The organism is Xenorhabdus sp. TS4 (genome assembly GCF_014467265.1).
In the GTDB taxonomy this organism is placed as follows: domain Bacteria; phylum Pseudomonadota; class Gammaproteobacteria; order Enterobacterales; family Enterobacteriaceae; genus Xenorhabdus; species Xenorhabdus ehlersii.
This window is the reverse complement of sequence record NZ_NKHQ01000009.1, coordinates 44,873-63,216: the sequence shown is the minus strand read 5'-3', so window position 1 is coordinate 63,216 and position 18,344 is coordinate 44,873. Positions and strand designations below refer to the sequence as shown.

The window sequence follows — 18,344 nt, the reverse complement described above, 5'->3', positions numbered from 1 at the left end:
GCAACCCGTTACGAAAAAACCGCACGAAACTATTTGTCCATGGTGAAATTAGGCTGTATTCGACTCTTTTACAGGCGGTTATCTAATTAAGGGACGCAGCCTAACAGCGCTTTTCCTTCCTGCAATTTTGTGAGGTGCTTTTTCTCTTTCTCTGACATTGTCTGTCTCCCTGAAGTCATGCCGATGGAATATAGAATGGCAATGGGCTTAATAGGGGCATCGCCATATTCGGCAGGAAGGGAGAGCCTATTCTGCGCACATACTTTTCCAGTCTGACAATAAGCTGAAAATAGGGGCTTCCTGTTTTGAATAAGGCAAAAATGTCCGATTAAGCCAGAATGACTTGTTCCATTCGTGATAAAAAATTCTGTCGAAAATAATAAGGAGCAGACAATTAAAAACCAAATAAAATCAAGTAAAGGAAAAAGGGGAATTGTAAAATCACAGAGTAAAAAATTAAAAACATTGCCGTTGTAAAATAAATTTTCGGAAGATTAACTCTGGTTAGTGCATCATGCTGAGTCATATTGTATTAGTATCGAGAGGGTTTTTATAACACAATGAATTTCCGATAGAAAATGTATCTAATTTTTAGAATAACCATGATCATTCTTATTTTATGAGCTTGCTCACAAAAAAGGTTATTTTTGGAAATGAGGTTTTTTATTTCCAGCCTTTTTCGGGTTGTAATAATTTAGTTTAATTATTATATTTTGTGATTATAATTTAGGAAAATATTCTTAAATTTCTCAATGGCTGTTTTCTGTTTATCGAAATTTATAAAATATGGGGATTGCCATTTTTTTGTTTGGAGTGCTTGTTTTGATGTAGGGAATACCCAGGTAGGATAAACACGAATAGCTCTTTTACCAGCTTTAGTTTGACTTGAGAAAACACCTTGTTTTATCAGAATATGTGAGTCAAACAGAAACATGCCTTTTTGATGCTCAGAAAAAGTCGCTATTAGACAAAAATCAATTTTATCACTTTTTTCAAAAGGCATTATTTCTGAATCTGGAGCCGGCCTTTTCCAAAGAGTAACAAATTGTCCTTGTTTATTAGGTGTTATTTTAGCTTGACGAAAAACTATCGATTTACCATCCAGTTGAAACCACATGGCACTATAATCGCGGCTTTCTGTTTCGAGATAGGGAGTAGAGGTTAATGGGAATGCAGAAGGGAGTAGGAGATACTCTTTTATTTCGATAAAGGTATTAGGTAGATTATTTATATTTTGTTTTAATGATGACAATTTGCATTTCCTCTTTCTTGATTCTAATTATCATTTTATTGTCAATGCAATAAAGTCCCTGTCCTTTGGGACAGGGAACGATATATTGGAGAGGATAAACTCCCTTAATTAAGGTAAAGCGTCAGAGCTATACCAGGTTTTATCTCTTTGATTTTTAGGTTTTTATTCCAACTAATTAAATCATTAAGATTCACACCATGACGTTTAGCGATACTGAAAAATGAATCCCCTTTGCGCACTTGATAGGTGACGGGGCCACTACTATCGATTTTCAGCACTTGGCCGATCTTAAGCCGATCAGCCGTTTTTAAGCTGTTCAGTTTTTGCAACTCTCGGTGAGTGGTCTTGAAGCGCTTTGCAATCGCGGACAATGTATCACCGGCACGAACGGTATAGTGACTTTGTTGCTGTAATTTGTAGGTATTGTGTTTAACCGCGAGGCGGATGTCATTCAAGACGTTTTTATTTGCCAAGGACGCCTTAAATTGATTAACGTTCTTCATTGGTAGCAAGATGTAATGCGGTCCATAAGGAGACGTCATACCTTGTTTATAGCCCGGGTTATATGCTCTGATTGATGTCAATGATAGCCCGGATAATTCAGCCGCTTGTGACAACATGATCTGTTGCCCTACTTCAACCTTTGCCAGAGCGTGTTGGTTGTTAGGCTTAGGAAGTTTGAAACCAAACTGTTCGTTATGGCGAATGATATTACTCAGTGCCAATATCTTGGGAACATAGTGCATTGTTTCCCGTGGCAGTGACAACGACCAGAAATCTGTTGGTTTCCCTTGTGCTTTATTGTCTTTGATAGCACGTATAACCCTGCCTTCGCCACTGTTGTAAGCGGCAATGGTCAAAAGCCAATCCCCATTGAATCGTGTGTTGAGATATTCAAGCATATCAAGAGCGACGGTTGTTGATGCCGCAATGTCACGACGGGCATCGTACCATTTATCTTGTTTCAGGCCATAATGACGGCCAGTACTTGGGATAATCTGCCATAATCCTGCCGCCTTGGCGTAGGAAGTAGCATGGGGGTCAAAGGCACTCTCCACTATGGGCAGCAATACCAGTTCCATTGGCATATGTCGATTATCAAGTTGCTCAACTATCCAATAAATGTACGGTTCTGCACGCAATATTACATTTTGGATATGGCCCTTGTGTTTCAAATAGTAACTTTGTTGTTCGCGCACCCTGCTATTATCAGGAGCTTCCATCTTCAACTCATCGCGAATATGTCCCCACAAATCTTGTTGGGCTGTCGGACTCACCTTCCAGTTTGCAGGATCATCTGATTCTGCAATACCGTTTGCTTTCTGATTCGTTGAAGACATCTTCTGTGCTTGTTGCTGGGAAGGAGCCTTTGTTTGCAGGCTCGATTGACACCCAGCAAGAAGAACAGAGGTGAACAAGATCGTTTTTGTCTTCATGTTCTTTTCTAATGCTTGCCTAAAAGGTGAGCAATGATACTGGCCTATTACGTAGAAGACAACCCAATAAAATTAAAATCGATCTTTATAAATCCTTAATTGCTGAAAAATAGAAGAAAGTGGCATTGAATTAGGTTTGATACCGATATTTTTTTGTAAATCAATATCGTGGCAATTTAAGAAAACATTGATTTTTTTCTCTGTTTGTAAATCTGTTGGGATTGTTGCTTGGTTATTTTCACGTAATTTAAGAATTTCTTGATAATAATCGTGAATAATCTGATTGTCAGGTAATACTGCTTTTGCAAATTTCATATTTGCCGCCGTGTATTCGTGAGCACAGCAGATCAATGTATCATCGGGTAATGATGAAATTTTCTCCAGAGAGGAAAACATTTGTTCGGCTGTACCTTCAAATAGTCGTCCACAACCGCCAGAAAACAGAGTATCTCCACAAAACAGATAGGGAGCCTGATAGAATGCAATGTGGCCAAGTGTATGTCCTGGTAGTGCTATGATCCGAAAAGAAAAACTTCCTATTTCAACGGTATTATTTTCATGGACAATATGAGTTATTCCTTTGTTTTGTGTCTCTTCAGGGCCATATACAGGTAATTCAGGATATTGTTTGAGTAGTCCGGGAACCCCGCCAACGTGATCATAATGGTGGTGCGTCAGCAGTATCGCAGCGGGAGTAAGTTGATTTGCTGCTAAAATATCAATGACAGGCTGTGATTCAGCAGGATCGATAATGGCACAATGCTTGTTTTCATCACAAAGTAACCAAATGTAGTTATCTGAAAGGGCCGGTATCCTGATAAGATCCATTATGTGCCTCATTTTCATAGTAGGTTTATAAGTAGGTTGAAAGGAAGATGACATGCGATCAGCACGTTCAATTAAGCAAATAACCCTCCCTGCTTCTTGGGCCGAGTTACCGTGGGGGGAATATTACCGTGTTGCCTTGGAACGTCAATTGGAACCGTGGTGGCCCAAAATCTTTGGTTTTCATTTAGTGAAAATCGGTAACTTAAGTGCCGAAATTGATACTCGTTCCTGTTTGGTCAGCCATCAAGTCAATATAGGGTTACAAGGGCAAAGTATGGATGTCATTACTGATCCCAATTATCTCCCTTTTGCAACTAAATCTGTTGATGCCTGTTTGTTAGCACATATGTTGACTTATAGTATTGATCCACATTGGCTTTTGAGAGAAGTCGATAGGATTATGATAGACGATGGTTGGTTGGTTATCAGTGGTTTTAATCCAATGAGTATATTAGGTTTCAGGAACATGATTGCCCCAGTTTATCGTCGACAATCTTGCAGAACTCAAATGTTTACAATACTGCGCCAATTGGATTGGCTGCGTCTTCTTAATTATGAAGTTATCCATCATGCCAACTTCCATGTTTTACCGTGGCAAAGCGGAAAGCGTTTTGATAACTCCTACATGTCAATATTTGGTTGTCTGAATGTGATTATTGCCCGCAAACGGACAATACCGTTGACATTAAACCCCATGCGGGCAACATTGATGAAACCAAGATTCAGTAATGCACTGGGAGCGGCGAAAAATATTCACCGACGTTATTAGCTGGTGGGTGAATTTTCGCTTTCGGTATAGCCATCATCCGTTTGAGTAGGGTTATTAGCGGCTGTGCGAGCTAGCTCATCACACTGTTCATTCTCCCGATGTCCGGCGTGGCCTTTGACCCAGCGCCAATCAATGTCATGCAGCGAGATAGCTTTATCGAGCCGCTGCCAGAGATCGACATTGACGACGGGAGATTTGTCCGCTTTTTTCCAGCCGCGTTTTTTCCAGTTATGTATCCATTGGGTGATCCCTTGACGTACATACTGGCTGTCCGTCGTCAGGATCACGGTACAGGGACGTTTGAGAGCTTCCAATCCTATTATGGCTGCTATTAATTCCATACGGTTATTGGTTGTGTGAAAATAACCGCCACTCAAGGTTTTTTCTTGTTGTTGGTAGCGAAGTAAAACGCCATATCCGCCAGGACCAGGATTACCGAGGCAAGAACCATCGGTGAAAATTTCTACCTGTTTGTTCATTTTTGGTAGACTCTTCCTATATTGTCTTTAATCAAAAATCTAAGTCTGACACAAAAAAACATTATGAGCACTGCTATTACCCGCCAAATAGTCCTCGATACCGAAACAACTGGTATGAACAAGTTAGGTGTTCACTATGAGGGACACAACATCATTGAAATTGGTGCCGTGGAGGTTATCAATCGTCGTCTGACAGGACGCCATTTTCATATTTATGTCAAACCAGAACGTTTAGTTGATCCCGAAGCGTTTGAAGTTCATGGGATTAGTGATGAATTTTTGCAGGATAAACCGAAATTTGCTGATATCGCTGATGAATTTATTGAGTTTATCCGTGGTGCTGAGTTGATTATTCATAACGCAACGTTTGATATCGGCTTTATGGATTATGAATTCAGTAAATTGAATCGAGATATTCCACCCACTGCTGAGTTTTGTACCATTACAGATAGTTTGGTATTGGCGAGAAAACTTTTCCCCGGTAAACGTAATAATCTCGATGCGTTATGTGACCGTTACCATATCGATAACTCAAAACGTACTCTTCACGGGGCGTTGCTCGATGCCGAGATTCTGGCAGATGTTTATCTGTCAATGACAGGTGGTCAGACATCATTGGTTTTTTCGATGGAAGGAGAAACGTCAGGCAGTACGCAGGTGGCAGAAATCCAAAAGATTACTCGTCCACAGTCAGGGCTGAAAATTGTTTATGCTTCCGATGAAGAATTAATTCAGCATGAATCTCGTTTGGATTTGGTGGAAAAAAAGGGGGGAAGCTGTCTTTGGCGTATAAAATCTGAACAGATACATTGAGAAACAGCGGCAAAATGGTGGTAAATGCATAATTGAGGCGAAAAACTGTGCAGATGAACTGTTTTGTTATAAAAAGCGATTGACGGATTTTATCGTAGCCCGTATTATCCACCGCGTTCTCAACCAGAACGCCATGCGGTGCGGTAGTTCAGTTGGTTAGAATACCGGCCTGTCACGCCGGGGGTCGCGGGTTCGAGTCCCGTCCGCACCGCCAGAATTTATAAGCCCTGAGTTTTTGACTCAGGGCTTTTTGTTTTTTGCATAACATTTCAAATGGATTTATAAAAATACGTTGTCCCTGAAAATTCCCCGTTGGAATCGATGACAAAATTGGGGATCTGCCCGACTTCAATAAAACCACATTTTCGGTAAAGTGTAGAAGCTGGATCGTTAGTGCGCGTGTCCAATACCAGTAAATGACGTTGATGCTGTTTTGCCAAATGCTCAAGTTCATTCATCAACTTTCTACCAAGCCCACGCTGGCGATAAGCGGTATGTACCATCAGTTTTTCCACGTCGGCGCGGTGCAGGCCATTCTTTTTCTTGCAGAGGGAAAGTTGCACTGAACCTGCGATGTTTTCACCTTCTGGTGCGACAAGGAGCAATCGATGATCTGATATAAGATCTGCTTCGACATCTTGCCAGTATTGTTCTGCTTCGTTTTCTTCCAGTGGTGCAATAAAGCCGATGGAGGCATTACTTTCGACACAGTCATATAGTAAATGAATAAGTTCATCGCGTTTTGTATTGATGGAATCTAGTTGCATGATAGTTAGTGTCGGTATTGGATTGAATGTTAGGTTAGATTTAGGCATTTGTAGTTAGGTTTGAAATAAAATGTGATTTACAACATACAGATAACTTAATATCCAGTCTATAAAAACATCAATTATAATCCTTTGTGTAATTATATTTTTTGTGTTTTAAAATATTTTTTATTTATGATTTTTATATGCAAAAAAAATAGATATATAAAATTTTTGTTGTTTTATTTTTGGTTTTATACCATTTTGTGTTGTGGCTATTTACGATTGAGATTATATTGTTTTCGTGAATAGCCACATTCTACGATTAAATCTTAGTTTTAGTACTTGATGAAACTTATTTTGGCCTTTAGATTTATTTTTTTGTTCTTTATTTTAATCGTTAACGATTTGATCTTCTGGATTATAAGTAAAAGTAGCATCTTGATTGTAATCAGTAGGAAGATCTATCCGTATAATCGGTATTATTTTTCTTGTGAGATTATAAAAGTCCCTTTGATCATGTTGCGCACCATTTAGCCCTCCTTGAAGATAAAAAAAGGCTTCGACAGGTAATTCATTGGGAATATTTTGAGGCCAGGTAGCCAATATTAACTCATTATTGACTGTTAACGAGAGCTGCAAACGTGCCTGAACTCCCTGTATGAAGGCATCAGCATGATTTTCTCCTGGTTTAATGCTCACATCAAAACCACATTGATTCTCTTCATCACTGCCATTTTCTATCCACTGTTGCGCAGTGGTAATTCCCTGCTGTTGACAAGGAGCACTGTGAGGTATACCAGGAATAGCACCACATCCTTTGTCATCTCTGTCGGCAGAGATTGCATTGAGAGGGAAATAGCAAAGAGCTTCAGGGTGTTGTTTATTATTTACTGATGCGGATAAATAAGGAGAAAAAATGAAACCATTTGTGTAATCAGCATCTAATGTAACAAGTTTAGAATCAGTTCTCAAATAAGAAAACGAGACACCACCGCTTCTTTGTGAACGTGGACTGGGATCCCAGGAATGATAGTCATCTGAAGGAATTGTTCCTCTTAACATAATTCCAGAGCATAAAAATGCAGGATGATCCCCATCTCCACAATCATTTCTAGTATCGTTATATCTTTGAGTTAATTCTGTCGCAAGCTCGTAACCAGAGTTTGTATTTATTGAATTAACGTCAGCAAAAGTTATTTGTAATCCCAATAAATATAAATAAATAAAAATAATTATTTTCTTCATGTTATTTCCTTAATTATTTTTGAATGTTGTTAAATGATGATAAGTTTATAAGTTCACCTTTTTATAGCGTGAATTCAAATTACTTTTTTTTATCATCTAATAATTAAATTTTATTGAGTTGGTGGCATATTTTTATGGGTTACTTTTATATTTAGTGATAATTTATTTAAAATAAAAATAGAATAATGATAGCTATCCATGAATGGTTTATTCATAAATTTTTATTTTGTTTTTTTATTTTTTATAGAGAAATTAGCTTTCCCAGCAGACTTTCAGGCCATGGCATATAGCAAGGGAATGTATCTCTGGAACAGAAAATATCACCAAAATTGCAGTTGACATCAAAATATATTACAAGTGAATTTTGTTCATTATCCTAATTTGGCAGAAAAATGGGTCTTTTTAGCCTTGATTAACCTATTGGGTATCGTGTCTAATATGTAGTTTTCTATTGCGCAAGTCACGCTAGGAAATTATTCCCCATTTGCGCAAGAGCACCTTTAGTTGTCAGCATGGTCTTGACAGAGAACCAAAACAACGAGGTAAATCAAATAATTATTGTCAAGGAGAAATTAAGATAGTTTTTCTTATCATCCGGCATTAATTATCTGGCATTAATGATTGCGGTTTGTATGCTGCGCTGCGAAAATTAATCCTTAGTTCACTAACGCTTTTATCCGAATTGGAGTAAAGAATGACCACTCGTAAAACCCTTGCTAATGCTATCCGCTTCTTGAGCATGGATGCTGTGCAGAAAGCAAAATCAGGGCATCCTGGTGCACCAATGGGAATGGCTGACATTGCCGAAGTGCTGTGGCGTGATTATTTGAACCATAACCCTTCGAATCCTGGCTGGGTTGATCGTGACCGTTTCGTGTTATCTAATGGTCACGGCTCCATGCTGATATACAGTCTTCTACATCTGACGGGTTATGATGTTTCTATTGATGATTTGAAGAATTTCCGTCAATTGCACTCTAAAACTCCGGGCCATCCAGAATATGGCTATACTCCAGGTGTAGAAACCACTACTGGCCCACTGGGACAGGGTATCGCCAATGCAGTAGGTTTTGCGATTGCAGAACGCACACTGGCAGCGCAGTTTAACCGTCCAGGCCATGATATCGTCGATCACTACACTTATGTGTTCATGGGTGACGGCTGTATGATGGAAGGGATCTCCCATGAAGTTTGCTCTTTGGCGGGTACACTGAAACTGGGCAAATTAATCGCATTCTATGATGATAACGGTATCTCTATCGACGGTGAGGTAGAAGGTTGGTTCACTGATGATACCGCTGCGCGCTTTGAAGCCTATGGCTGGCATGTTATCCGTGGCGTAGATGGTCATGACTCTGACGCTATTGCGGCAGCTATCGAAGCAGCACGCAAAGAAACAAACAAACCATCCCTGTTGATGTGCAAAACCATCATCGGCTTTGGTTCACCAAATAAAGCAGGCAAAGAAGAATGTCACGGTTCCCCGCTGGGCGATGCTGAAATTGAAGCAACCCGTAAAGCGCTGGGTTGGGAACATCCTGCGTTTGAAATTCCCCAGAACATTTACGCTGGCTGGAACGCCCAGGAAGCTGGCAAAACCAAAGAAGCAAGCTGGGAAGAGGAATTTGCTGCATATGCGCAAGCTTATCCAGAACTGGCTGCTGAATTCAACCGTCGTACCAGCGGTGAGCTGCCAGCGAATTGGGAAGCTGAATCCAAAGCATTTATTGAAAAACTGCAACAGAACCCAGCCTCCATTGCTAGCCGTAAGGCATCACAAAATGCACTGGAAGCATTCGGTAAAGTTCTGCCGGAATTCATGGGTGGTTCTGCTGACTTAGCACCAAGTAACCTGACCATGTGGTCTGGCTCCAAGCCTCTGAATGAAGTTCAGGACGGTAACTACATTCACTACGGTGTGCGTGAATTCGGTATGTCTGCCATCATGAACGGTATCGCATTGCATGGTGGTTTTGTGCCTTATGGTGCAACATTCCTGATGTTCGTGGAATATGCCCGTAACGCTGTACGCATGGCGGCACTGATGAAAGCGCGTAGCATCTTCGTTTATACCCACGATTCCATCGGCTTGGGTGAAGATGGCCCAACTCACCAGCCAGTCGAGCAGATTGCTAGCCTGCGCGTAACGCCAAACATGAGCACATGGCGTCCATGTGACCAGGTTGAATCTGCGGTTGCGTGGAAATATGCGATTGAGCGCAAAGATGGTCCAACTTCACTGATCTTCTCCCGTCAAAACCTGGCACAGCAGGATCGTACTGCTGAGCAATTGGCGAATATCGAGAAAGGGGCTTACATCCTGAAGGATTGCGTAAGCCAGCCTGAATTGATCCTGATTGCAACAGGTTCCGAAGTGGAATTGGCAGTGAAAGCGGCTGAGCAACTGACTGCCGAAGGTCGTCAGGTTCGCGTGGTTTCTATGCCATCTACCGATGCTTTCGATAAGCAGGATGCTGCATACCGTGAAGCGGTACTGCCAGCGGCGGTTTCTGCACGTGTTGCCATCGAAGCGGGTATTTCTGATTACTGGTTCAAATATGCTGGTATCAATGGCGCTATCGTCGGTATGAACACTTTCGGTGAATCTGCACCAGCTGATGTTCTGTTCAAAGAGTTTGGTTTCACTGTTGAAAATGTAGTAGCCAAGGCAACAGCTTTGCTGAAATAATCGGCAAATAATCCCTATTAAGCGCATTCGCATCAATTTTAGGGCGAATGCGCTCTTTTTTTGTTCAACTTTTCCTCCATAATGTGACGAATGGCGCTTGCCATCACTCTTTTTTTCTCGTAATCTGCTTTCATGGTTGCTGAACCGTTTCAGTTTAAGTGCATAAATGAGATAATAAAATGTCTTGTCTGTCACAATCTGATTAATTTTGTGATGAATTATCAGTACAAGTAGACATTGCTCAGTTATCCTAAGCGGTCGCGTAACTACAGAGAAATTCAGGGAGTAACATGACTATCAGGGTAGCGATTAATGGTTTCGGAAGAATAGGGCGCAGCGTTTTGCGTGCTCTTTACGAATCCGGGCGTCAAGCTGAAATTTCAGTGATCGCTATCAATGAGTTGGCAAATGCACAAGGTATTGCTCACTTGTTGAAATACGATTCCAGTCATGGGCGTTTTGCATGGGATGTACGCCTGAATAATGATTTATTGCAAATAGGAGACGATAGCATCCGGCTGTTTCATCAACCGAATATCTCGGCTCTGCCGTGGAAAGAGTTGGGCATTGATATTGTTCTTGATTGCACAGGTAAGTATGGTGAACGGGCAGACGGAGAGTCTCATATCGCCAGCGGAGCTAAAAAAGTCCTATTTGCGCATCCAGGAGGCAATAATCTGGATGCTACCGTAGTATATGGTGTTAATCACCATTCATTGGTTGCCGAAGATCGCATTGTTTCTAATGCATCCTGTACAACAAACTGCATCATTCCAATCATTAAAATGTTGGACGATGCGTTCAATATTGAATCTGGTACGGTGACAACCATTCACGCATCGATGAATGATCAACCTGTGATTGATGCTTATCACTGTGATTTACGTCGAACCCGGGCGGCCAGTCAATCCATCATTCCTGTTGATACAAAACTGGCTGCGGGGATCACTCGTATTTTCCCTAAATTTAATGATCGGTTTGAGGCGATTTCTGTTCGGGTACCTACTATCAATGTGACAGCCATTGACTTGAGCGTAACTGTCTGTTCGCCAGTGAGTGTGGAAGATGTGAACCAACTCCTGCAAAAATCAGCGGCCAGGGCGTTTCATGGTATAGTGGATTACACTGATCTGCCGTTGGTTTCAACGGATTTTAACCACGATCCCCACAGTGCTATTGTGGATGGCACACAAACGAGGGTTAGCGGGAAGCACCTGATTAAAACCCTTGTGTGGTGTGACAATGAGTGGGGCTTTGCCAATCGTATGATTGATACGACACTGGCAATGGCCGCAACCGGTTTCAAATAATCATTTGTTGTGTCACAAACAGCACACAGCAGAAGATTGAGTAATTTTATAAAGAATCAATGAGAGGATTCACCATGTCTGTAATTAAGATGACTGATTTAGATCTGGCGGGTAAACGCGTATTGATCCGTGCTGATCTTAATGTGCCTGTAAAAGATGGCAAAGTGACTTCTGATGCACGTATCCGTGCGTCTTTGCCGACAATTGAGGCTGCGTTGAATCAGGGAGCCAAGGTCATGGTTACTTCTCACCTGGGACGCCCAACTGAGGGAGAATACAACGAAGAGTTCTCACTGCAACCTGTCGTTGATTATTTGAAAGAAGCACTTTCTTCTCCTGTTCGTCTGGAAAAAACCTATCTGGATGGTGTTGAAGTGTCGGAAGGCGAATTAGTGGTTCTGGAAAACGTTCGCTTCAACAAAGGTGAGAAAAAAGACGATGAAACGTTATCAAAACAGTATGCTGCACTGTGTGATGTGTATGTAATGGATGCTTTTGGTACTGCGCACCGTGCACAAGCGTCAACTCATGGTGTTGCTAAGTTTGCCCCTATTGCTTGTGCTGGCCCACTGCTATCTGGTGAACTGGAAGCTTTGGGTCAAGCATTGCACAATCCTGCCCGTCCAATGGTGGCGATTGTAGGGGGATCTAAGGTTTCAACTAAACTGACCGTTCTTGATTCGCTGTCCAAAATTGCCGATCAGCTGATCGTGGGTGGTGGAATTGCTAATACATTTGTTGCCGCAGAAGGACACAATGTTGGTCGTTCGCTGTACGAAGATGATTTGATCTCAGAAGCGAAAAAACTGATGGAAAGTTGTGACATCCCAGTTCCTACCGATGTTCGTGTTGCGACAGAATTCTCTGAGACTGCGGAAGCAACGCTGAAATCCACCAGCGAAATTCAAGATGAAGAGCAGATCCTTGACTTGGGTGATGCTTCTGCCGAACGTCTGGCTGAAATCCTGAAAAGCGCCAAGACTATTTTGTGGAATGGTCCTGTAGGTGTTTTTGAATTCCCTAATTTCCGTAAAGGAACCGAAATTATTGCCCGTGCAATTGCTGAGAGTGATGCTTTCTCTATCGCAGGGGGCGGTGATACCTTGGCGGCAATCGATCTGTTCGAAATTGCCGATAAGATCTCTTACATCTCTACTGGTGGTGGTGCTTTCCTTGAGTTCGTTGAAGGCAAAAAACTGCCAGCTGTGGTGATGCTGGAAGAACGTGCTAAAAGTAATTAAGTTGTAATAAACAGGCAGCATTGGCTGCCTGTTCAATGTCAATACAGGACCACGTAACATGTCTAAAATTTTTGATTTCGTAAAACCGGGTGTCATCACTGGTGATGATGTTCAAAAAGTCTTTGCTGTCGCTAAAGAAAACAATTTCGCGTTACCAGCGGTTAACTGCGTCGGTACTGATTCCATCAACGCGGTGTTGGAAACGGCGGCAAAAGTACGTGCTCCGGTCATTATCCAGTTTTCTAACGGTGGTGCCTCTTTCATTGCCGGTAAGGGTCTGAAAGCAGAAGGTCAACAAGCAGCGATTATCGGTGCTATTTCTGGTGCCCACCATGTTCACCAGATGGCAGAACATTATGGTGTGCCTGTTATCCTGCATACCGACCATTGTGCACGTAAACTGCTGCCATGGATCGATGGCCTGCTGGAAGCGGGTGAGAAACACTACGCGCAAACAGGTAAGCCTCTGTTCTCCTCTCACATGATCGACCTGTCAGAAGAATCTCTGGAAGAAAATATCGAGATTTGCAGCCAATATCTGGCACGTATGGCGAAAATCGACATGACACTGGAAATCGAACTGGGTTGCACTGGTGGTGAAGAAGATGGTGTTGATAATTCCCATCTGGACAGCTCTTCCCTGTATACACAGCCAGAAGATGTGGCTTATGCGTATGAGAAACTGAACGCTATCAGCCCGCGTTTCACCATCGCGGCTTCTTTCGGTAACGTTCATGGTGTATACAAACCTGGCAACGTTAAACTGACGCCAAAAATTCTGCGCAATTCACAGGACTACGTTTCTGAAAAATTCAACCTGCCACACAACAGTCTGGATTTTGTCTTCCACGGTGGCTCTGGCTCTACCGCAGAAGAGATTCAGGAAGCCGTGAGTTACGGTGTAGTGAAAATGAATATCGATACCGATACCCAGTGGGCAACTTGGGAAGGTATCCTGAACTACTACAAAAAGAATGAGGGCTACCTGCAAGGCCAGTTAGGTAACCCTGAAGGTGCAGATAAGCCTAACAAGAAGTTCTATGATCCACGTGTTTGGTTGCGTGCTGCTCAGGCTTCCATGGTTGTTCGTCTGGAGCAGGCTTTTAAAGAACTGAATGCAGTTGATGTGCTGTAATAAATTGTTATTTATATAAAATTTATTACTTAGCTAATATAAAAGCTGGCTAAGTTCTTTTTTGAATTAGCCAGCTCAGCTTGGTATTTCCCACCCGTTATTTGACTTATCAACGAGCGGAAAATTTGTTTAATCAAGCAGGATTAGACAGGTTACGCTTTCATAATCTTGTTCAACCACGGCACCATAAAGGCCATAATCACAGCGACAATCAGGGTTGCAATCCCAATTTTACCGAATACGTTAGTATAAATTGGCAGGGTTTGCAGTGGATTAGTCACGCCTTCTGGTGCGGCAGTAAAGGTTGCCACATAACTACCCAACACTGATGCTGCGGCTTGTGACAAGAACCACATACCCAGAATAAAACCAGTCAGATAGCTAGGAACAAACGTTGCTACCATTGCCAGTCCCAATGCGCTGATCATTAACTCTCCGACGCTCTGGAACAGGTATACCAGCACGATAAACCATGGGGATGTAATACCATTTTCATCGGCAAATAAACCAGAGGCTGCGGCGGTCAGGAACCCCAGAGAACACAAGAACATGCCGAAGGTGAATTTTGTTGGCATGGAAAAATCTTTACCTTTGTTACCCAGTTTAGTGTAAACCACGGCCAAGATAGGGCTGACGACGATGATCCAGAATGGGTTAAGTGCCTGAAAACTGATGGGATTGATATTAAAACCCAGAATCTGGTGATGAACATTGTTGATGGCGAAGAAGTTGAGGGAAGTTGGCATCTGGTTATACAGGATAAAGAACACGATAGCCTGAAGCATCAGAATCAATGCCACAAACATCTTATTGCGGCCGACTCTATCCTGTTTGAATGCCTGCCAGAAGAAAATGACCACAACGATGGTTGAGATCGCCATAAGGGCAATATTGGCAATTTTGATGTTGTGCAATAACCATGCACAGATGCCAATCATGACAACTGTACCGATTAAGACCGAAAACAAGGTGATATAGCTCAAAGGGGCATGATCTGGCTCTGAACCGATGTTATGTACCATACGACGGCTGGCGATATAAACCAACAGGGCAATAATCAGACCGATACCGCAGATATTATAGGTGATGGCATAACCATATTTTTCGGCAATGACGGGGGCAAGAGAGAGGGAGACCAGAGAGCCAAGATTGATAGACATATAAAATAGCGTAAATGCACCATCCAAACGCGGATCTTGCGGTTGGTAACATTTTGCCAGCAGACTGGCTGGGTTAGCTTTGAAAAGGCCATTACCGACAGCGACGGTTCCCAGGGCATAAAAAATCAGCTCAGGATTTATGATGGAAAGGCCAATCATGAAGTAGCCTATCGCCAGTACGATAGCACCCAAAACAATGGTTCGTTTTGTCCCCAGTAAGTGATCACCAACATAACCACCGATGGAAATTAGGCCGTAGACCAACGCAGTAAATGCGCCAAAAGTGATAAATGATTGTGTTTCTGAAAAACCAAGTTGTTGAACGAAGTAAACAGCCAGAATGCCTTGAACACCGTAGTAGCCAAATCGTTCCCATAGTTCTACAAAAAATATCATGAAGAAAGGTTTGGGTTGATCCCATAAACCGATCGGAGCGGTTTTACTCATAGTGATGCCTCTGTTTGCTATCATTAGATGGGCAGTACACTCAGATAAAAATATATTCAGATAATTATACTGTTGTTAACATATTTGTAACTCAAATGTATCGCACAAGTTGTGATTTTGTTTATTTATTTAAGGTGACCGTGAAACGAGGGAGGTTAATACACTGGTATGATATCTTCTCGACGGTTGATCACACTAACTAAAAAAAGTAATACCAGATCTGACAGAATATTCACTAAATTAATATCAAAAATTATTAATAAGTGGGTTTTGTGCTCGCAAATAAATCAATTTGATTGCTATTTAATCTCTTTCGTTTGTTGTTTGCTGAAAAGAGGTAGATGAAATAAAAATGGATATGAAATGGAATCACTTTCATCTATATATGAAGTTTTTATTATGTATTTTGGAGTGATATTGAGGATTTTCAGACTGAAATTTTTTGCTGATATTCAGAGCAAAGTCTATTAAATATCAATTAAAAAGATATTGATAAAAATTTAGAGATGAAGGCTCTTTGTTAAAGAACCTTCATGTTAGGAGGCTATGTTGAGAATATTTCTGTTTTAATGCGCTTTTTTAAACAACGGTTGCCATATTTTTATCCATCACTGGATGAAAACTACGCTTAAAGTAAATAAGGCCATGACCTTCTTCACGAACAATAATCTGTTTTATTTCTACTAGATATACATAGTGAGTACCGACTTCCTGTACTTGCTTAATACATCCCTCTAAATTGGCGAGTGTCCCTTGTAGCAAGGGTTGTCCCAGTATGCCAGTTTTCCAGATATCCCATTTAAAGCGCTCCTCCATGCTGACACCAGTCATGCCAGCGAAATGGCGTGCCATCAATTCCTGTTCATGATTCAGAATATTGACACACAGCTGGCCATTTTCCTGAAATACCGGATTCATGGCGCTATTGCGATTAATACATACCATCAGAGTCGGAGGGGTATCTGTCACAGAGCACACCGCCGTTGCAGTCATACCGCAGCGCCCCGCAGGACCATCCGTGGTGATGATATTCACCGCAGCGGAAAGGCTTGCCATCGCATCCCTGAAACGCGAGCGATGTTTATTTTCTACAGACATAATAGGCCTCCTGCCACTGATTTATTTCAGTAGCTTATCTAACAGGTTAATATCACAGTTATTGTGTAAGTGGGGACTGGTCCAGCCATTCACATCATAGTCAGAAAGACAGTGATCTACCAATTCCATCATTTTCTTCATATTGCCAGAGCCATAGGCATGACGCAGACATTGCAGGCGAATTTCGTCCTGACTACCGGCATAATTGATTTCGTATAATTCATGGCGACCGCCGAACTCACTGCCAATGGCATCCCACATTAATTTCAAAATCTTGATTCGTTCCACATGATCAATACCATTAGAGCCACGGACATATTTTTCAAGATACTTATTGATCTCAGGATTATTCATATCACGTACACTGGATGGCAAATAAATCAAGCCGCTGGTGACATTGCTTTCAATAATATTCTTGATTTTTGTGTAAGCTATGGGAGCCATCACGCGATAAGTCTGAATCGCCTGAGTATCAGGCAGGTAAGCGCCATTTTCCCACGGCTTGGCTTCTGCCCACATCGCATCTGTCAGTGACCAGAACAGATTGCGCCATGCAACGACTTCTCCCAAATCGGCCTGAACACCGCGGAATTCCACCACGCCAGTACATTCAAGGCTTTTTTGCAACAGTGCCGTAATGAAATCGAGCTTAACGGCAAGGCGTATACAGGCTTGCATGGGGAACAGCCGTGCAAAACCACTTTGCACCGCCCAATTGCGGGCACGATCAAAATCGCGATAAATTAACACGTTTTCCCACGGAATTAATACCTTATCCATGACCAGAATGGCGTCATTTTCATCAAACCGACTGGAAAGGGGGTAATCGAAGGGGGAGCCAGTAGCGCCGGCCACCAATTCATAAGAGGCGCGGGAGATTAATTTCACGCCATTGGCATCCATTGGTGCAACAAACATGAGGGCAAAATCAGAATTATCCCCAATAACCTGTGCAGAGCCAAACCCGATGAAATTATAGTGAGTCAGGGCTGAATTGGTTGCGACGACTTTAGCGCCACTGACAATCACTCCGGCATCTGTCTCTTTTTCTATCTTGATAAAAACATCTTTGACCTGATCTGCTGGCATATGGCGATCAATCGGTGGATTAACAATCGCATGGTTGAAATAGATGCAACTTTCCTGAATGCGCTTATACCAGATACGAGCATTGTCAGCGAATTGTCCATAATATTCAGGATAAGCACCCAATGAGCAGCAGAATGCAGCTTTATAATCGGGTGAACGTCCCATCCAGCCGTAGGTCAGACGTGACCATTCGGCAATGGCATCACGCTGTTGGCGGATATCATCAGCGCTGGTGGCGAAACGGAAGAATTTATGTGTGTAACCACCACTTCCGGTATCGGTATCCCAGCAGAGTACATCGCGGGTTTCCGGGGCATGAAGGGCATCATACAGTTGACCAATTGAAGCAGCCGCATTGCGGAAAGCCGGGTGTGTTGTGACATCTTTGACCCGTTCACCATAGATGTAAATTTCGCGGCTATCCTGAAGTGAACTCAGGTATTCTTTACTGGTAAATGGGCGTTTATGATCAGCACGCAAATTTTCTAGTCTCATAGCAACCTCATGCTCCAAAAAATCCCCTTATTTTGATTTGTTATCCATATGGGGATGGTTGTTAATTTTATGTTTCTTTCACTGTTTGATTGAAGCGACTAAACGGCGC

At 42.1% G+C, this 18,344-nt stretch carries 15 protein-coding genes, 1 tRNA gene and 1 pseudogene; 8 read left to right on the top strand and 9 right to left on the bottom strand.

What is annotated here, in order from left to right:
* A pseudogene (locus tag Xets_RS06720) lies at positions 1 to 90 on the top strand (IS5/IS1182 family transposase); the annotation flags it as partial.
* 616 nt (positions 91 to 706) lie between these two features.
* Here the strand turns inward: Xets_RS06720 and Xets_RS06715 are convergent.
* The 3 genes from Xets_RS06715 to gloB all read right to left on the bottom strand — a co-directional run bounded on the left by Xets_RS06715 (position 707) and on the right by gloB (position 3,516).
* Positions 707 to 1,252, bottom strand: a complete 546-nt coding sequence (locus tag Xets_RS06715) for a MepB family protein (protein WP_187651370.1) — start codon at positions 1,250 to 1,252, stop codon at positions 707 to 709.
* 104 nt (positions 1,253 to 1,356) lie between these two features.
* Positions 1,357 to 2,688 (bottom strand): murein transglycosylase D, encoded by a 1,332-nt coding sequence (mltD, locus tag Xets_RS06710; RefSeq protein WP_099133802.1) that lies wholly within the window; start codon positions 2,686 to 2,688, stop codon positions 1,357 to 1,359.
* Between the two features lie 72 nt (positions 2,689 to 2,760).
* Positions 2,761 to 3,516, bottom strand: coding sequence for a hydroxyacylglutathione hydrolase (gene gloB, locus Xets_RS06705; RefSeq protein WP_099133803.1), 756 nt, complete (start codon positions 3,514 to 3,516; stop codon positions 2,761 to 2,763).
* Between the two features lie 52 nt (positions 3,517 to 3,568).
* On the opposite strand from gloB, the gene Xets_RS06700 reads away from it, so the two are divergent.
* Positions 3,569 to 4,285 (top strand): class I SAM-dependent methyltransferase, encoded by a 717-nt coding sequence (locus tag Xets_RS06700; RefSeq protein WP_099133804.1) that lies wholly within the window; start codon positions 3,569 to 3,571, stop codon positions 4,283 to 4,285.
* Here Xets_RS06700 and rnhA read toward each other — a convergent pair.
* Positions 4,282 to 4,764, bottom strand: a complete 483-nt coding sequence (gene rnhA / locus Xets_RS06695; RefSeq protein WP_099133805.1) for a ribonuclease HI — start codon at positions 4,762 to 4,764, stop codon at positions 4,282 to 4,284. The two genes, Xets_RS06700 and rnhA, sit on opposite strands and share 4 nt — an antisense overlap.
* A 63-nt stretch (positions 4,765 to 4,827) precedes the next feature.
* On the opposite strand from rnhA, the gene dnaQ reads away from it, so the two are divergent.
* Positions 4,828 to 5,577, top strand: coding sequence for a DNA polymerase III subunit epsilon (gene dnaQ, locus Xets_RS06690; RefSeq protein ID WP_099133830.1), 750 nt, complete (start codon positions 4,828 to 4,830; stop codon positions 5,575 to 5,577).
* Between the two features lie 137 nt (positions 5,578 to 5,714).
* Positions 5,715 to 5,791: transfer RNA gene (locus tag Xets_RS06685), tRNA-Asp, on the top strand.
* A gap of 55 nt (positions 5,792 to 5,846) precedes the next feature.
* Here the strand turns inward: Xets_RS06685 and Xets_RS06680 are convergent.
* Positions 5,847 to 6,392: a GNAT family N-acetyltransferase gene (locus Xets_RS06680; protein ID WP_255430573.1), complete on the bottom strand. Its 546-nt coding sequence runs from the start codon at positions 6,390 to 6,392 to the stop codon at positions 5,847 to 5,849.
* 324 nt (positions 6,393 to 6,716) lie between these two features.
* Positions 6,717 to 7,571, bottom strand: a complete 855-nt coding sequence (locus Xets_RS06675) for a hypothetical protein (protein WP_099133806.1) — start codon at positions 7,569 to 7,571, stop codon at positions 6,717 to 6,719.
* A gap of 694 nt (positions 7,572 to 8,265) precedes the next feature.
* Here Xets_RS06675 and tkt point away from each other — a divergent pair.
* The 4 genes from tkt (at position 8,266) to fbaA (ending at position 13,946) form a co-directional block, all read left to right on the top strand.
* The gene (tkt, locus tag Xets_RS06670; protein ID WP_187651369.1) at positions 8,266 to 10,260 is read left to right on the top strand and encodes a transketolase; all 1,995 of its coding nucleotides are present in this window, start codon (positions 8,266 to 8,268) and stop codon (positions 10,258 to 10,260) included.
* A 290-nt stretch (positions 10,261 to 10,550) separates the two neighbouring features.
* Positions 10,551 to 11,570, top strand: coding sequence for an erythrose-4-phosphate dehydrogenase (gene epd / locus Xets_RS06665; protein ID WP_099133808.1), 1,020 nt, complete (start codon positions 10,551 to 10,553; stop codon positions 11,568 to 11,570).
* 74 nt (positions 11,571 to 11,644) lie between these two features.
* Complete coding sequence (gene pgk, locus Xets_RS06660; RefSeq protein WP_099133809.1) at positions 11,645 to 12,811, top strand: phosphoglycerate kinase; 1,167 nt, start codon at positions 11,645 to 11,647, stop codon at positions 12,809 to 12,811.
* Between the two features lie 58 nt (positions 12,812 to 12,869).
* Entirely contained in the window at positions 12,870 to 13,946 is a 1,077-nt protein-coding gene (fbaA, locus tag Xets_RS06655; protein ID WP_074019365.1) for a class II fructose-bisphosphate aldolase, read from the top strand.
* A 152-nt stretch (positions 13,947 to 14,098) separates the two neighbouring features.
* Here fbaA and dtpB read toward each other — a convergent pair whose 3' ends face one another.
* The 3 genes from dtpB to hpaB form a co-directional block, all read right to left on the bottom strand.
* On the bottom strand, positions 14,099 to 15,553 hold the full coding sequence (gene dtpB, locus Xets_RS06650; protein ID WP_099133811.1) for a dipeptide/tripeptide permease DtpB: 1,455 nt from the start codon (positions 15,551 to 15,553) through the stop codon (positions 14,099 to 14,101).
* Between the two features lie 579 nt (positions 15,554 to 16,132).
* A complete protein-coding gene (hpaC, locus tag Xets_RS06645) occupies positions 16,133 to 16,651 on the bottom strand; it encodes a 4-hydroxyphenylacetate 3-monooxygenase, reductase component (protein ID WP_187651368.1) in 519 nt (172 codons plus the stop codon).
* A 21-nt stretch (positions 16,652 to 16,672) separates the two neighbouring features.
* The gene (gene hpaB, locus Xets_RS06640) at positions 16,673 to 18,235 is read right to left on the bottom strand and encodes a 4-hydroxyphenylacetate 3-monooxygenase, oxygenase component (protein WP_099133813.1); all 1,563 of its coding nucleotides are present in this window, start codon (positions 18,233 to 18,235) and stop codon (positions 16,673 to 16,675) included.
* Between the last annotated feature and the right edge of the window lie 109 nt (positions 18,236 to 18,344).

Bases quoted from the DNA above. Each gene is read 5' to 3' on its own strand.
- mltD (WP_099133802.1), bottom strand. From the start codon at position 2,688: ATGAAGACAAAAACGATCTTGTTCACCTCTGTTCTTCTTGCTGGGTGT.
- dnaQ (WP_099133830.1), top strand. From the start codon at position 4,828: ATGAGCACTGCTATTACCCGCCAAATAGTCCTCGATACCGAAACAACT.
- epd (WP_099133808.1), top strand. From the start codon at position 10,551: ATGACTATCAGGGTAGCGATTAATGGTTTCGGAAGAATAGGGCGCAGC.
- gloB (WP_099133803.1), bottom strand. From the start codon at position 3,516: ATGGATCTTATCAGGATACCGGCCCTTTCAGATAACTACATTTGGTTA.
- Xets_RS06680 (WP_255430573.1), bottom strand. From the start codon at position 6,392: ATGCCTAAATCTAACCTAACATTCAATCCAATACCGACACTAACTATC.
- Xets_RS06700 (WP_099133804.1), top strand. From the start codon at position 3,569: ATGCGATCAGCACGTTCAATTAAGCAAATAACCCTCCCTGCTTCTTGG.
- hpaB (WP_099133813.1), bottom strand. From the start codon at position 18,235: ATGAGACTAGAAAATTTGCGTGCTGATCATAAACGCCCATTTACCAGT.
- rnhA (WP_099133805.1), bottom strand. From the start codon at position 4,764: ATGAACAAACAGGTAGAAATTTTCACCGATGGTTCTTGCCTCGGTAAT.
- hpaC (WP_187651368.1), bottom strand. From the start codon at position 16,651: ATGTCTGTAGAAAATAAACATCGCTCGCGTTTCAGGGATGCGATGGCA.
- dtpB (WP_099133811.1), bottom strand. From the start codon at position 15,553: ATGAGTAAAACCGCTCCGATCGGTTTATGGGATCAACCCAAACCTTTC.
- tkt (WP_187651369.1), top strand. From the start codon at position 8,266: ATGACCACTCGTAAAACCCTTGCTAATGCTATCCGCTTCTTGAGCATG.
- fbaA (WP_074019365.1), top strand. From the start codon at position 12,870: ATGTCTAAAATTTTTGATTTCGTAAAACCGGGTGTCATCACTGGTGAT.
- Xets_RS06675 (WP_099133806.1), bottom strand. From the start codon at position 7,571: ATGAAGAAAATAATTATTTTTATTTATTTATATTTATTGGGATTACAA.
- pgk (WP_099133809.1), top strand. From the start codon at position 11,645: ATGTCTGTAATTAAGATGACTGATTTAGATCTGGCGGGTAAACGCGTA.